The organism is Janthinobacterium sp. SUN100 (genome assembly GCF_030397705.1).
Classification (GTDB): domain Bacteria; phylum Pseudomonadota; class Gammaproteobacteria; order Burkholderiales; family Burkholderiaceae_D; genus Janthinobacterium; species Janthinobacterium kumbetense.
Genome location: NZ_JAPUBU010000002.1, coordinates 26,531 through 39,465 on the forward strand (window position 1 = coordinate 26,531; position 12,935 = coordinate 39,465).

Sequence of the window (12,935 nt, forward strand, 5' to 3'; positions counted from 1 at the left end):
ATAGCATGCCGTCTTGGCTCCGTCATGCCCGCTCAGGGAGTCTTGGCCAGCCTGAGCTTTTCGCGCCACAGTGCCGCCTGCGCGGGGTCGGCCGCCTGTTCCAGCTCGCCCTTATCGTACACCTTGACCAGCCGTTCGATGGCTTCCAGGTCGCCCTGCTTCGCCGCCAGCAGGTACAACGCGAAGGGCTTGGGCGCCGGCCCTTGCCGGGTCGGGCCGCCCCGGCCCTGCTCCAGCAGCCGCGCGAAACCCGTCTGGCCGGGCGGACTTTTGGCGATGGCCGCCATTTCATACCAGCCCAGGGCCGCCTCGTCGCTCTGCGGCGCGCCCTGCCCCGCTTCATACGAGTACGCCACATTGTTCAAGCCGGAGGGATCGAGCGCCTTGGCCGCCCGCATGTACCAGGTGAATGCCTGCTTGCGCTGCGCCTCGTCCTGCGCCGTCATCATCAGGCGGTAGCCGATTTCATTGTAGGCGGGGATGAAGCCGTTTTCCGCATAATATTTCAGCCAGTGCAGCGCATGCGCCTGTTCTTCCGGGCTGCTGCGGATATTTTCAAAGTGCATGGCCACCGTGAAGTTGGCCAGCTCCACGCCTTGCGCGGCGCCCTTGCGCGACCAGTATTCGCCCAGCTTGCGGTCGATGGCCATGCCCTGCCCCAGCGTATAAGCGACGCCCAGGAAAGCCTGCGCGGGACCGTTGCCGCCTTCGGCAGCCTTCTTCAGCCACGCCAGGCCCAGGTCGCGGTCGCGCGGCGTGCCTTCGCCGCCGTGCAGCATCTGCGACAACTCCAGCTGGGCGGCCGTATCTCCCCCTTCCGCGGCCAGGCGCGCCTTCCCGAAGGCGGCGACCTTGTCCGGCGACAGGTCGGCGGGACGGTCGACCACGGCCCGCACCCTTGCGCGCATGTCATCGAGGCCGGACATATCGAATTCGGCCAGCGCCGGATGCTGGCGCGGTGCGTTCGTGGACGCTGGCTGCGCCAGCACGCTCTGCGCCAGGGCCACGCTCAATATCAACAGGATGGTCTTCATTTGTTTTCCTTCTCTGCCAGCTTGGCGCGCCATTCGGCCGCGTCTTCGGCATTCGCCTGTTCTCCCAGTTCGCCTTTGACATATACCTCGATCATGCGCCGCATGGCGGGCAAGTCGCCGCTCCATCCGGCCCGCTCGTACCAGACCAGGGCCCACTTGTCCGACTGCGCCACGCCCAGGCCCAGTTCATGTGCGCGGGCCAGGTTGCGCATGCCAGCCGGCTCCTTTTCACGCGCCGATCTGTAATACCAGTGGAAAGCCTCGCCGCGATCTTGTTCATCGACGGCTGCGCGCATCAGGTGCTCGCCCAGCGCATTGTAGGCGGGCACAAAGTGCTGTTCGTTCGCCGCCGCCTTCAGCCAGGTGATGGCCAGCGCCTGCTCTTCGGCACTGCTGTCGCCATCGATGTATTCCATCGCCAGGATGGTTTGCGCCTCTGCATCGCCCTGCGCCACGCCCCGGCGTAGCCAGTATTCGCCCTGCACGCGGTCGATGGGCACCTTGCCGCCCAAGGTGTAGGCCACCCCCATGGCCGCCTGCGCCGGCGCATAGCCGCCTTCGGCCGACTTGCGTATCCAGGCCATCGACTGTGCCGTATCTTGCGGCGTGCCGACGCCCAGCTGCAGCATGCGCGCCAGGTCCAGCTGCGCCTCCACGTCGCCCGTTTCCGCCACGCGCCGTGCCTGCTCAAATTCGGCGATGCTTTCCGGGCTATGACTAGCCGCATCCGCCCTGACCTTGATGGCGAGCAGCTGCAGGTCGAGCAAGGTGGGCGGGGTCTGGGCCAGGAGCGGCAACGGCAGCAGGAAAGGAATCAGCAAGAGGAGTTTCTTGGGCATGCGAAGGTGTCGGGAAGAAGAAAACACGCATGGTAGCCGATGCCATGCCAGACAGGCGCGCACTGCACAAGAAGTTTGACAGGGCAAGCCGGCAGGCTTACATTGCACGAGCCCACCACTTACACAGGAATGCCATGAACCGCCTCGCCACAACCGCCTTGTCCCTGCTGCTGGCCGCAGCCTCCGTGAGCGCCAGCGCCGCCGACACCCAGCTGGCCGGCTGCGCCGCCAAGCGCGAAAGCATCCGCAGCGAATTGCACCAGGCGCAGGAACAGGGCCTGTCCGACAAGGTCGCGGGCCTGACGCGCGCGCTCGACGAAGTCAACGCCCACTGCCGCGACAGTACCCTGATCGAGCGCCACAACAAGAAAATCGTCAAGGCGCAGGCCAAGGTGAACCAGACGGAGCGTTCGCTGCGCCTGGCCCAGGAAGCGAACAAGGAGCCGAAGAAAATCGCCAAGCTGGAAGGCAAGCTGGAAAAAGCCAGGGCCGAGTTGGCGGCCCTGCAGGCGCAACAGCCTTAAGCCTTCTCGCCCAGCAGTTGATAAATGCTGGAAAAGTCCAGCGCGCCCGCCCCCGCCTTGCTGTGCAAGCTATATAGGTTGCGCGACAAGGCGCCCAGCGGCACGCTCGCTCCGCTGGCCAGCGCGCTTTCCACGGCCAGCCCCAGGTCTTTCAGCATCAAATCGACGCCAAAGCCCCCCGTGTAACCGCGCGACGCAGGCACGTTCTCCGCCACGCCGGGGCACGGGTTGTAGACCTCCAGGGTCCAGTTGCGGCCCGAGCTTTTCGCCATCACGTCCGACACCACCTTCGGGTCCAGGCCATTGGCCACGCCCAGGCGTATCGCTTCGCTGGTGCCGATCATGAGTATCCCCAGCAGCATGTTGTTACAGATCTTGACCGTCTGGCCGCAGCCCGAGCCGCCCGCGTGGAAGATGGCCTTGCCCATGACGTCCAGGTAGGGCCGCGCCGCCGCCAGCGCGGATTCTTCGCCGCCCACCATGAAGGTCAAGGTGCCGTTGGTGGCGCCCGCCGTGCCGCCCGACACGGGCGCGTCCAGCATCGGCATGCCCTTGTCCTGCGCCGCGCGGCCCACCTGGCGCGCCGCTTCGGTGGAAATCGTCGAGCAGTCGATCAGCAGGGTGCCGGGCCGCGCTTGCGCCAGGATTCCAGAGTCCCCCAAAGGGTTACCCAAATAAGCACCCAGCACGTGGCGGCTGGCCGGCAGCATCGTGATGACGATGTCGGCCTGGCCTATCGCCGCCGCCTGGTCATCGGACACCAGGCCGCCGCCATCGGCGAATTGCCGCACGCTGGCCGGCAGCAAATCGAAACCCGTCACCGCATGGCCGGCCCGCACGAGATTTCGCGCCATGGGCAGCCCCATGTTGCCCAGGCCGATGAAAACGATATTGGTGCCCATGGCCTTCCCCTTATTTCATCGAAATGGTGGTATTGACGCCGCTGCCGCCGTCGTCCGGGGCGAACCAGCGCGCCGTGACGGTCTTGGTCTGCGTCCAGAAGTACAAGGCTTGCTTGCCGTTCGGGCCCAGGTCGCCCAGTTTCGACGCGCGCGACCCCGTAAAGCTGAAATACGCGACGGGTACGGGAATGGCCACATTGATGCCCACCTGTCCCACATCGATCTCGTTCTGGAACTTGCGCCCCGCCCAGCCGGACGAAGTGAAGATCGAAGTGCCGTTGCCGTTCGGGTTGGCGTTGATGAAGGCGATGGCCTGGTCCAGGGTGTCCGTCTCGACCACGCACATGGCGGGGCCGAAGATTTCCTGCGTGTAGACGGAATTCGACGCTGCCACCTTCGAGAAGATCGTCGGCCCCATGAAATTGCCGCCCTCGTAGCCGGCCACCTTGTGGCCGCGGCCGTCGAGCAGCAATTGCGCGCCTTCGTCCACGCCCACCTGGATCAGCTTTTCCGCGCGCTGCATGGCCGCTTTCGACACCATCGGCCCCAGGTCCGCATCGCGGTCGCTGCCCGGCCCCACTTTCAGGGCCTTCGAGCGGGCGACGATTTCCGGCAGCCAGGAGCGCGCCTCGCCCACCAGCACGACGACGGAATTGGCCATGCAGCGCTGGCCGGCCGCGCCGAAGGCGGCGCCGATCAGGTTATTGATCGCCTGTTCCTTGTTGGCGTCGGCCAGCACGACGCAATGGTTTTTCGCGCCCATCATCGATTGCGCGCGCTTGCCCGATTCGCTGGCGCGGCGGTACACATGCGTGCCCACGTGGGTGGAACCGATGAAGGAGACGGCCTTGATGTCGGGATGGTCGCACAGCATGTTGACGACGTCGGCGCCGCCATGCACGACGTTCAGCACACCGGCCGGCAAGCCCGCCTGGTACATCAGTTCGACCAGGTACATCGACGAGGACGGGTCTTGCTCGGACGGTTTCAGGACAAACGTATTGCCGCAAGCGATGGCAATCGGGAACATGAAGCACGGCAGCATGACGGGGAAGTTGAAGGCCGTGATGCCGGCGCCCACGCCCAGCGGCTGGTAGATATTGTAGACATCGACACCCGTGGCCGCGTTTTCCGCGATTTCGCCCAGTTGCAGGGTGGCGATCGAGCACGCGTGCTCCACCACTTCCAGGCCGCGCATCACCTCCCCTTCCGCGTCGGGCAAGGTCTTGCCATGCTCGCGCGTGATCAGTTCGGCCAGGGCGACTATGTTTTCGCGGATCAGGTGCTGGTACTTGAGCATGATGCGCATGCGCGCCGCCAGCGGGGTATTGCGCCAGGTTTTAAAGGCTTCCCTGGCCGTGGCGACGGCCAGATTGACTTCGTCGGGCGTGGAAAACGGCACCCTGGCGACGATTTCCTGCGTGGCCGGGTTGACGACGTCGCGCCATTCGCTGCTGCTCGAGGCGTGGTGCTTGCCGCCGATGTGCAGGGGGACGGCGGGGACCGGGGTGACTGCGTGAGTGAGGGCTTGGTTCATGTGAGGCTCCGTAAGGTATTCGATGGTTATTTCTTGACCAGGTTGCACGCCGCCGCATCCATCGGCTTGAATGCCTGGTCGGCGGGGATGGTCGACAGCACTTTCAGGTAATCCCACGCGCCTTTGGATTCGGCCGGGGTTTTGACCTGCACCAGGTACATGTCGTGGATCACGCGACCGTCGGGGCGGATGGAGGCGTTGTTCATGACGGCATCCTTGATGGGCAGCTCGCGCATCTTCTGGGCGACGACCTTCGAATCGTCGCTTTTCGCCGCCGCCACCGATTTCAGGTAGTGGTAGACGCTGGAATACACGCCCGCCTGCACCATGGTCGGCTTGGCGCCCTTGTTGAGCGCCTCGAAACGCTTGGCAAACGCGCGGCTGCGGTCATCGTAATCCCAGTAAAAGCCGTCCGCGTAGACGAGGCCCTGGGCCGTTTCCAGCCCCAGCGCGTGCACGTCCGAGAGAAACACCAGCAAGGCGGCCAGGCGCTGGTCCTTGCCGCTGCCGATGCGGAACTCGCGCGCCTGCTTGATGGCCGATACCGTGTCGGCGCCGCCGTTGGCCAGGCCGATCACCTGCGCTTTTGACCCTTGCGCCTGCACCAGGAAGGACGAAAAGTCGGACGCGTTCAGCGGATGGCGCACGGCGCCCAGCACCGTGCCGCCGTTGCGCTTGACGACTTCGCTGGCATCCTTTTCCAGCGAATGGCCGAACGCGTAATCGACGGTGACGAAGTACCACGATTTCTGCCCCAGTTTTGTCAGCGCCGCTGCCGTGCCGGCCGCCTGCGAATACGTGTCGAACATCCAGTGGAAGCCGTTCGGCGAGCAGTCTTCATTGGTCAGGCGCCCCGTGGCCGGGCCGCTGAACATGGCGATGCCGCCCTTCTCTTTCATCAGCTTTTGCACGGACAGGGCCACCGAGGAATTGGTCAGGTCGGCGATGGCGTCGACCTTGTCGCGGTCTATCCATTCGCGCGCCTTGGAGGCGGCGATGTCGGCCTTGTTCAAGTGGTCGGCCGAGAGGATCTCGATCTTCATGCCCTTGCATTCGGCCTTCAGGCAATCCTCGACGGCCATCTGGCTGGCGACGACGGAGCCGCGCCCGCCCATGGCCGAATACGGCCCGGACATGTCGGTCAAGATGCCCACCTTGACGACGCCATCGGAAATTTGCGCGTGCGCGCCGCCAAAGGAAAGGGTGAGCGCCAGCGCGCCCATGGCCAGAACGGTTTTTTTCATGCGTGTCTCCAGGTGGATGGGTTTTCTTATATGTTTATCTGCATTCTGCATGTGTAAAAATATGCGCTCAAGTGAAATTAATGCATAATTCCTTTGCAAAAATGCACAGAGAGGGTTTGCCATGCTCGATTGGGACAATGTACGGGTCTTCCTGGAACTGACGCGCAGCGCCGGCCTCGTCGATGCGGCGAAAAAGCTGGGCATTGACCATTCCACCGTGTCGCGGCGCATGCGCAAGTTCGAGGAGCAAGTGGGCACGCAACTGTTCGACCGCAACTACGTGGGTTACCAACTGACGCCCGAGGGCCACCGCCTGATGGAATACGCGGAAACCATGGAAAGCACGGTGTTTGCCGCCACCGAGGAACTGGGCGAACACAATCGCCTGCTGTCGGGCCAGGTGCGCCTGGGCGCTACCGAGGGTTTCGGCGCCATCGTGCTGGCGCCCCACCTGGCGCAGTTTTGCGGCAGATACCCGCACATCAGCGTGGACCTGATCGCCGTGCCCCGTTTCGTCAGCCTGTCCAAGCGCGAAGCGGACGTGGCCATCTCCATCGAGCGCCCCCTGTCCGGCCCGTATGTCGTGACCAAGCTGTCCGACTACCGCCTGAAACTGTACGCCACGCCAGGCTACCTGGCGCGCCACGCGCCAATCACCAGCGTGGCGCAACTGGCGCAGCACCCCATCATCGGCTACGTGGACGACCTGGTCTTCAGCGCGGAACTGCGCTACATGGACAACGTGGCGCCTGATTCCCTGCGCGCGTTTCGCAGCACCAGCGTCATCGCCCAGTACCACGCGGCGCGCGCGGGACAGGCGCTGGCGATCCTGCCCTGCTTCGTGGCGCAGCAATCGAACGAACTGGTGCCCGTGCTCGACGGCGAGATCGACCTGCTGCGCGCCTTCTGGATGATCTCGCCGAGCGAGCGGCGCAACATCGCCCGGGTCAGCGCCCTGTGGAACTACCTGCGCACCGCCATCGACCTCAATCACGCCTACCTGATGGGCGAAACGGCCACGCCCAGCTGGCCAAGCTGACTGCGCGCTACACTGTCGCCACAGACTAATTAAAGGAGAACGCGATGCTGATGGATGCAAACCAGGCCGTTTTGGTCATTGTCGACCTGCAAGGCCGCTTGATGCCGGCCATCCACGACGCCGGCCTGGTGCTGGCACAAAACTTGCGCCTGGCGAAGATCGCCCGCCTGCTCGACGTGCCCGTACTGGGCACGGAACAGAACCGCCAGGGGCTGGGGCCGAACGTGGAAGAGATCGCCGCCCTGTGCGAACGGACCTTGCACAAGACGCATTTCGGCGCCTGTTCTGATGGCTTGCAGGACATGCTACCCGCCGGGCGCAGACAAATCGTCGTCACCGGTTGCGAAGCCCATGTGTGCATGCTGCAGACGGCCATCGGCTTGCTGGAACGCGGCTATGACGTGAGCATCGCCATCGACGCCGTCGGTTCGCGCCAGGCCGCCAGCCGCGACGCGGCGCTGGCCCGCCTGGACAAGCTGGGCGCCCACCTGGTGACGGTCGAGATGCTGGCCTTCGAATGGTTGCGCGACTGCAAGCATCCGCGTTTCCGCGAAGTGCTGGCGTTAATTAAATAATACGCGGGGTTTAAGCCAGATCAAGCCCTTCGGCGGCCCATTTGCTAGCTTGGTAACAGCGCCGCCATTGCGAGCGGCGCGCCGTCCATCTCAGCAAGGGAACCATCATGGCCTATATCCTGCGAGGCAAGCTGTGCGGCTTGATCTGCGCCGAGTGTCCTGAAGCCTTATCCCACGTCATCGTGCGCCTGTACCGGCCGCGCGCGTCGCAAAACGTCACGGCCCTGGCCGTGGCCAGCGCCAAGGAAACCTTCGCCATCCTCACCGACGAAGAAGTGCAAGCCAAAGCCCCCTTCCTGCTGGCCGAAACGCGCACGGACGACGATGGCAACTACAGTTTTACCCTGGCAGGCGATTATCAGGGCGAGGCTGTCGAAGTCGATATCCTGTGCACTACCGTGCCGCATCTGAAACCGGGGCCGAAAGACCCCGTGCCGCTGCAGTTTTCCATCACCACGCTCCAGCCCCGCTGGCGCCAGGCCGACAATGATTTCCTCGCCGTCTGGGACTATTGCCTGCCGCAACGCTTCTGGTGCCTGGTGCGCGCCCGCTTCGGCGCCTGGACCATCTGCGGCCGCCTGCGCACCTGCGATGCGCCGCATGCGCCGATCGCCGGCGCCACCGTGCGGGCGTTCGATGCCGACTGGCTGCAGGACGACGCGCTGGGCCAGGCGATCACCGATGCCGGCGGACGCTTCCGCATCGATTACCTGACGTCCGACTTCACCTTGACGCCCTTCTCGCCTTTCATCAATGTGGAGTTCGCCAGCGGCCCCGACGTGTATTTCACGGCGCAGCTGGGCAGCGTGACCATCCTGGCGGAAACGCAGGCCAACGGCCGCCAGCCGGGCCGGGAAAACGTGGGCCACTGTTTCTGCGTGGAATTGTGCTCGAAAGAAGTCTTGCCGCCCGACGTGGAAGGCGTGCCCCATTGGCAACAGGTGGAAATCTTCGACATCCACCCATTTCCCTCGCTGGCGGGCTTTTCCCCGCAAGGCTATGCGGGCGGCGCCGGCGCCTCGTATGTCTTCGCCGGCGGCGTCACCCTGAAAGGCAATTGCCCGCTGCGCAACAGCGCCATCCCCGCCAACCCGCTCGAATACCGCTTCCTGATCGGCGAATGGTCCTGGCCCGGCGGCACGGACGATCCCACGGCGCTGCCCACGGTGGCGCCGGCCAGCCTGGCGCCGTTGACGCAAATCCTGGGCACGCATGTCGGTTATGTGTTTTATACGAATGGCCTGGGCCTCGCCGATTCGGCGCCCGTCATCATCGATGCGGGCGATCTGCAAGCGGGCGGCTGGATACGGGTGGACGGCAAGCCCGTCACGGTGGACATGCGCGACGGCACGACGGCCGTCGTCAACGTGGCGCCCAACATCTTCCTGCGCACGTTTGATTTACTGACGGTGAATACGCCGGCCATCACCAGCCTGCATCCGGCCAAGCTGCCGGGCGGCTTGCCCATCCTCGACGCGGGCCGCAGCCTGACGGCGGCCGAGAGCGAACCGATACGCCGCTACCGCCTGGGCTTCGAGGTGCGCGACGGCATCAGCCTGGCGCAGGTGGCGACGGACGGGCTCGACTCCATCGTCTTCGACAACTCGCCCGTCATCGTGGCGCTGGACCTGGAAGAGCTGCGCAGCAATGCCTGCAACCCCATCGCGGGCGGCCTCGTGCATATCCTGTACACGATCGACCATCCGCATTTGCGCTTTTTCAATATCACGATTTCCAACAACAACGGCATCCAGCATCCGCTGCCACCGCTGCCGGCCGCCAGCTTTACCCCACCGCCGCCACCGAGCAATTATCTGTTCCGCGGCGGTGCGGGCGGACCGCATTTATCGGGCAACAATGGCGGCTTCCCCGTCAACGTGGCGCTCGATCCGCCGTGCGCCTACCGCGTGGCGATTTCGTGGCAGACGCGGCATTACCTGGCGTCCAGCCACAGCATCGACAGGCTGTACTGCAAGTAGGCATGCTTCAGAAATAGCGCACCCACGCCCGTTGCGAGGTGCGCTTGTAGCTGGCGAACGCGCGGCAGGGAAAGTACAGCACGGGCATCAGGGCCAGCGCGATCAGCCACACTTGCCAGACATGCTCGACGCCGTACCGGGCACCGTGGTTGGCGCCCAGCACGGCCGTCAAGGCGAGGCCGATGGCCAGCAGCAGGTATAAATGCAGCAGATAGTAAAACATGGGCGCGCCGCCAAAGGTGGCGCACGCCCGCGTGAACCAGTTGTCGACGCTTTCCAGCCAGGCCAGGCCCAGCAAGCCCAGGCCCAGGGTGAACAGCAGGAAATCCAGCGACGGCGGATACTTGGTGAAGTTCAGCACGCTCATGGCCGTGCGCAAGGCCGTGTCGCCCGCCCCCCACGGCAAGGTTTCACCATAGAGATTGAAACCGCGCAGCACCGCCAGCAGCAGCAAACTGCCGCCGCCCAGCGCCAGCAACAGGCGGCGCCGTCCTTCGGCGGACCGGCCGCGCGCATACAGGGGCCCGGCCGCATAGCCGAGCACGATCACGCCTATCCATGGCAGCAGCGGGTAGCTGACCTTGATCTTCATGGCGCCGTCCGCCACCAGGTAACCCCGTTGCAGCAGCACCGTCAGCGCGTAATAGGCAAAGCTGCCCTCTTCCGCGCGCAAGCCGGTGAACAGATGCTGCCCCGCGATGATCGCCACGCCCAGCAGCGCCAGCACTTTCAATGGCAGCTGGTGCAGCACGGCCAGCGCCATCATGGCCAGGCCGATGACCCAGATCACTTGCAAATACAGCACGGCCGGCGGAAACGCCCCGCTCCAGGCGAAGTTGACGAACACCAGTTCCAGCAGCACCAGCAGCAAACCCCGCTTGAACAGAAAACCGCTGGCGCTGCGGGGCCCGGCGGCCGGATGCGCGTACAGCCAGGCGGACAAACCCGTCAAAAAGACGAACATGGGTGCGCACACGTGGGCCGCCAGGCGCGTGAAGAACAGGGCCGGATCGACGCTGGCCGCCTCCATCGGGTCGCTCACCTGGTGGTGCAGGAAGACCGTTTCACGCACATGGTCGAACAGCATGATCAGCATGACGAGGCCGCGCAATACGTCGATGACGGCGATGCGGGCGCGCAGGGTGGTAGTAGAAGTCAAGGTCATGGTGATCTATTAAAAACGGTAATGCGCATTCAGGGTCAGCGTGCGTTCGGCCCCCGGCGCCACCCACAGCTGGCTATAGGAACTCGCATAGTAGCTGCGGTTGAACAGGTTTTCCACGTTCAAGGCCAGGCGCAGTTTGGCGTTGGGCGAATACGTGGCCAGCAATTTGGCCGTCGTGTAGGCCGGCAGGGTAAAACTGCTGCTGACGGCGACGTCACCCAGGCGCTCGCCCACGTACTGCACGCCGCCGCCCACGCTGGCCGTGCCCGTACCCAGCGCGAACTGCTGCGTGGCGAGGACATTGGCGCTGTGACGCGGCACGTTGGCGAAGCGGCTGCCCGTCACGATCGTATTGTCGCCGCGCGTGACGCTGGCGTCCGTATAAGCATAGGCGCCCGAAACGCGCAAGCCGCGCGCCACTTCGCCCGACACGTCGAGCTCCAGACCACGGCTGCCCACCTCACCCGCCGCGATGGCGAAGTCCGTGTTGGCGGGATTGGTCGTCAGCACATTGCGCTTGCGGATGTCGTACACGGCCACGGTGCCCGTCAGTTTGCCCGTTTCCAGCTTCGCGCCCAGCTCATACGAGCGGCTGCGCTCGGCCGGGAAAGCCTGGTTGGCGATGCTGATGCCGCTGTTGGGCCGGAAGCCCTTCGCCGCGCTCGCGTACAGCGACCATGCCTTCGATGGCTGGTACACGAGGCCCGCGCGGGGACTGGTGGCCGACAGCGACTGGCGGTTGCTGACATTCAGGCGCCTGTTCGTCACGTCCTGCGTGTACGTATCGTGGCGCACGCCGACCAGCGCCTTCCACTGCGCGCCCAAGTCGACCTGATCCTGCGCATACAGACCGCGCGCCCGTTGCCCTTCCTGCGTATCGATGGACAGGGCCAGCGGATCGGCCTGGCCGCCATACGCGGGATGGAAGATATCGATGGCATAGGCGTTGGCAGCGGAGGGATTGCGGCGCAGCTGTACCCGGTGGTCGTCAAAATGATAGGCGTCGACACCGGCCAGCACTTCGTGCGCCAGGGCGCCCGTCCTGAACTTGCCCAGCAATTCGACGCGGGCCGACGCGTCGGTGGCCGAGAAATCGCGATGGCGGCGCTGGCGGTTCAAGGTGCGGCCATCGGCCAGCAGCTTGTTCGCCTCGGTCGAATAGCCGGTCAATTCGCTGTCGCGGTAAGAAACGCCCGCCTGCACCGTCCAGTCGTCGGACAGCGCGTGGTGGATGAACAGCTGCTGTCCCAGCGACTTGACCGTCATGGGTCCGTCGCCCGGTTCGCCCAGGAAGCGCGAGACGGGGACAAGACCCAGCTGGCCATTGACGGCCACCACGCCCCGGTCGAACGGCGCGCGCTGCCGCACCGCTTCGATTTCATACGACACGGTCGTGTGCTCGCCCGCCAGCCAGAGAAACGAAGGCGAAAACAGGCTGCGTTCGACCTTCACGGTATCGCGGAAGCTGTACCCCTCTTCATGCGCCGCATTGAGGCGGTAGGCGATGGTGCCGCTTACGGGTCCCGTCAAGTCGACGGCGGCGCGGCGCGTCTGGAAACTGCCGAGTGAAAAATCCGCGCCATATTCGGGCGCGAACTTCGGTTTTTTCGTCGTGATGTTCACCGTGCCGCCCGGCTCGCCCCGGCCGTACAGGGCCGAAGCGGGGCCTTTCAGCACTTCGATGGCCTGCGTATTGCCGCCGTCGCGCATGCCGTTGTAGCCGCGGCTGGAACTGAAACCGTTGACCATGTAGTCGGAGCCGAAATTCGGGTCGCCCGTAAAGCCGCGCATGGCATAACTGTCCCACAGGCCGCCCAGCGGGCTTTGCTTCGCAATGCCGCTGGCCAGCTCCAGCGCGCCAGCCAGGGTTGTCACGCCCGCGTCGCGCAGCAGGTCGCCGGTGAGCACGCGCACGCTTTGCGGCAAATCCATCAGCAAGGCGTCCGTCTTGGTGGCGCCCGTGGCCGACAGGCTGCGGTAATGCTGGCGCTCCGCGCTGACGGTGACGACATCCTGCCCAGCGGGTCCATCCGCCAGGGCCAGCGGACTGGCAGCGGCCAGCAGCAGCGCCATCGGACGCTGTAAAAAGAGGCACAT

Annotated in this window: 11 protein-coding genes; 4 read left to right on the forward strand and 7 right to left on the reverse strand. The window is 64.8% G+C overall.

The annotated features are described in order from the left end of the window. Window positions 1-32 precede the first annotated feature (32 nt). Both O0881_RS12355 and O0881_RS12360 read right to left on the reverse strand, forming a co-directional pair. Complete coding sequence (locus O0881_RS12355) at window positions 33-1,034, reverse strand: tetratricopeptide repeat protein (protein WP_289911503.1); 1,002 nt, start codon at window positions 1,032-1,034, stop codon at window positions 33-35. After that, window positions 1,031-1,873, reverse strand: a complete 843-nt coding sequence (locus O0881_RS12360) for a tetratricopeptide repeat protein (RefSeq protein ID WP_289911504.1) — start codon at window positions 1,871-1,873, stop codon at window positions 1,031-1,033. The genes O0881_RS12355 and O0881_RS12360 overlap by 4 nt, the downstream gene beginning before the upstream one ends. Before the next feature lie 134 nt (window positions 1,874-2,007). Here O0881_RS12360 and O0881_RS12365 point away from each other — a divergent pair, with 134 nt between their 5' ends. Continuing rightward, window positions 2,008-2,397, forward strand: coding sequence for a DUF1090 family protein (locus O0881_RS12365; RefSeq protein ID WP_289911505.1), 390 nt, complete (start codon window positions 2,008-2,010; stop codon window positions 2,395-2,397). Here the strand turns inward: O0881_RS12365 and mmsB are convergent. Genes mmsB through O0881_RS12380 form a run of 3 tightly spaced genes read right to left on the reverse strand, consistent with a single transcriptional unit; the run spans window position 2,394 to window position 6,080 of the window. Continuing rightward, window positions 2,394-3,299, reverse strand: a complete 906-nt coding sequence (gene mmsB, locus O0881_RS12370) for a 3-hydroxyisobutyrate dehydrogenase (RefSeq protein WP_289911506.1) — start codon at window positions 3,297-3,299, stop codon at window positions 2,394-2,396. The genes O0881_RS12365 and mmsB overlap by 4 nt on opposite strands. A 10-nt stretch (window positions 3,300-3,309) precedes the next feature. After that, window positions 3,310-4,836 carry a CoA-acylating methylmalonate-semialdehyde dehydrogenase gene (locus O0881_RS12375; RefSeq protein ID WP_289911507.1) on the reverse strand — a complete coding sequence of 509 codons (1,527 nt, stop codon included), beginning with the start codon at window positions 4,834-4,836 and terminating at the stop codon, window positions 3,310-3,312. 26 nt (window positions 4,837-4,862) lie between these two features. Then, window positions 4,863-6,080 carry an ABC transporter substrate-binding protein gene (locus O0881_RS12380; protein ID WP_289911508.1) on the reverse strand — a complete coding sequence of 406 codons (1,218 nt, stop codon included), beginning with the start codon at window positions 6,078-6,080 and terminating at the stop codon, window positions 4,863-4,865. Between the two features lie 121 nt (window positions 6,081-6,201). Between O0881_RS12380 and O0881_RS12385 the strand changes: the two genes are divergently transcribed. The 3 genes from O0881_RS12385 (at window position 6,202) to O0881_RS12395 (ending at window position 9,673) form a co-directional block, all read left to right on the forward strand. Beyond that, window positions 6,202-7,119: a LysR family transcriptional regulator gene (locus O0881_RS12385; protein WP_289911510.1), complete on the forward strand. Its 918-nt coding sequence runs from the start codon at window positions 6,202-6,204 to the stop codon at window positions 7,117-7,119. A 44-nt stretch (window positions 7,120-7,163) separates the two neighbouring features. Beyond that, the gene (locus O0881_RS12390; protein WP_289905446.1) at window positions 7,164-7,694 is read left to right on the forward strand and encodes an isochorismatase family protein; all 531 of its coding nucleotides are present in this window, start codon (window positions 7,164-7,166) and stop codon (window positions 7,692-7,694) included. A gap of 107 nt (window positions 7,695-7,801) precedes the next feature. Further along, a complete protein-coding gene (locus tag O0881_RS12395) occupies window positions 7,802-9,673 on the forward strand; it encodes a hypothetical protein (RefSeq protein WP_289911512.1) in 1,872 nt (623 codons plus the stop codon). 7 nt (window positions 9,674-9,680) lie between these two features. Here O0881_RS12395 and O0881_RS12400 read toward each other — a convergent pair whose 3' ends face one another. Next, window positions 9,681-10,838 (reverse strand): heparan-alpha-glucosaminide N-acetyltransferase domain-containing protein, encoded by a 1,158-nt coding sequence (locus O0881_RS12400; protein ID WP_289911513.1) that lies wholly within the window; start codon window positions 10,836-10,838, stop codon window positions 9,681-9,683. A 9-nt stretch (window positions 10,839-10,847) separates the two neighbouring features. Further along, on the reverse strand, window positions 10,848-12,935 hold the full coding sequence (locus O0881_RS12405; RefSeq protein ID WP_289911514.1) for a TonB-dependent siderophore receptor: 2,088 nt from the start codon (window positions 12,933-12,935) through the stop codon (window positions 10,848-10,850).

What these genes read in the sequence shown, in the direction of transcription:
- O0881_RS12405 (WP_289911514.1), bottom strand. Translation starts at nt 12,935, where the DNA reads ATGTGCCTCTTTTTACAGCGTCCGATGGCGCTGCTGCTGGCCGCTGCC.
- O0881_RS12380 (WP_289911508.1), bottom strand. Translation starts at nt 6,080, where the DNA reads ATGAAAAAAACCGTTCTGGCCATGGGCGCGCTGGCGCTCACCCTTTCC.
- O0881_RS12365 (WP_289911505.1), top strand. Translation starts at nt 2,008, where the DNA reads ATGAACCGCCTCGCCACAACCGCCTTGTCCCTGCTGCTGGCCGCAGCC.
- O0881_RS12355 (WP_289911503.1), bottom strand. Translation starts at nt 1,034, where the DNA reads ATGAAGACCATCCTGTTGATATTGAGCGTGGCCCTGGCGCAGAGCGTG.
- O0881_RS12360 (WP_289911504.1), bottom strand. Translation starts at nt 1,873, where the DNA reads ATGCCCAAGAAACTCCTCTTGCTGATTCCTTTCCTGCTGCCGTTGCCG.
- O0881_RS12395 (WP_289911512.1), top strand. Translation starts at nt 7,802, where the DNA reads ATGGCCTATATCCTGCGAGGCAAGCTGTGCGGCTTGATCTGCGCCGAG.
- mmsB (WP_289911506.1), bottom strand. Translation starts at nt 3,299, where the DNA reads ATGGGCACCAATATCGTTTTCATCGGCCTGGGCAACATGGGGCTGCCC.
- O0881_RS12385 (WP_289911510.1), top strand. Translation starts at nt 6,202, where the DNA reads ATGCTCGATTGGGACAATGTACGGGTCTTCCTGGAACTGACGCGCAGC.
- O0881_RS12390 (WP_289905446.1), top strand. Translation starts at nt 7,164, where the DNA reads ATGCTGATGGATGCAAACCAGGCCGTTTTGGTCATTGTCGACCTGCAA.
- O0881_RS12400 (WP_289911513.1), bottom strand. Translation starts at nt 10,838, where the DNA reads ATGACCTTGACTTCTACTACCACCCTGCGCGCCCGCATCGCCGTCATC.
- O0881_RS12375 (WP_289911507.1), bottom strand. Translation starts at nt 4,836, where the DNA reads ATGAACCAAGCCCTCACTCACGCAGTCACCCCGGTCCCCGCCGTCCCC.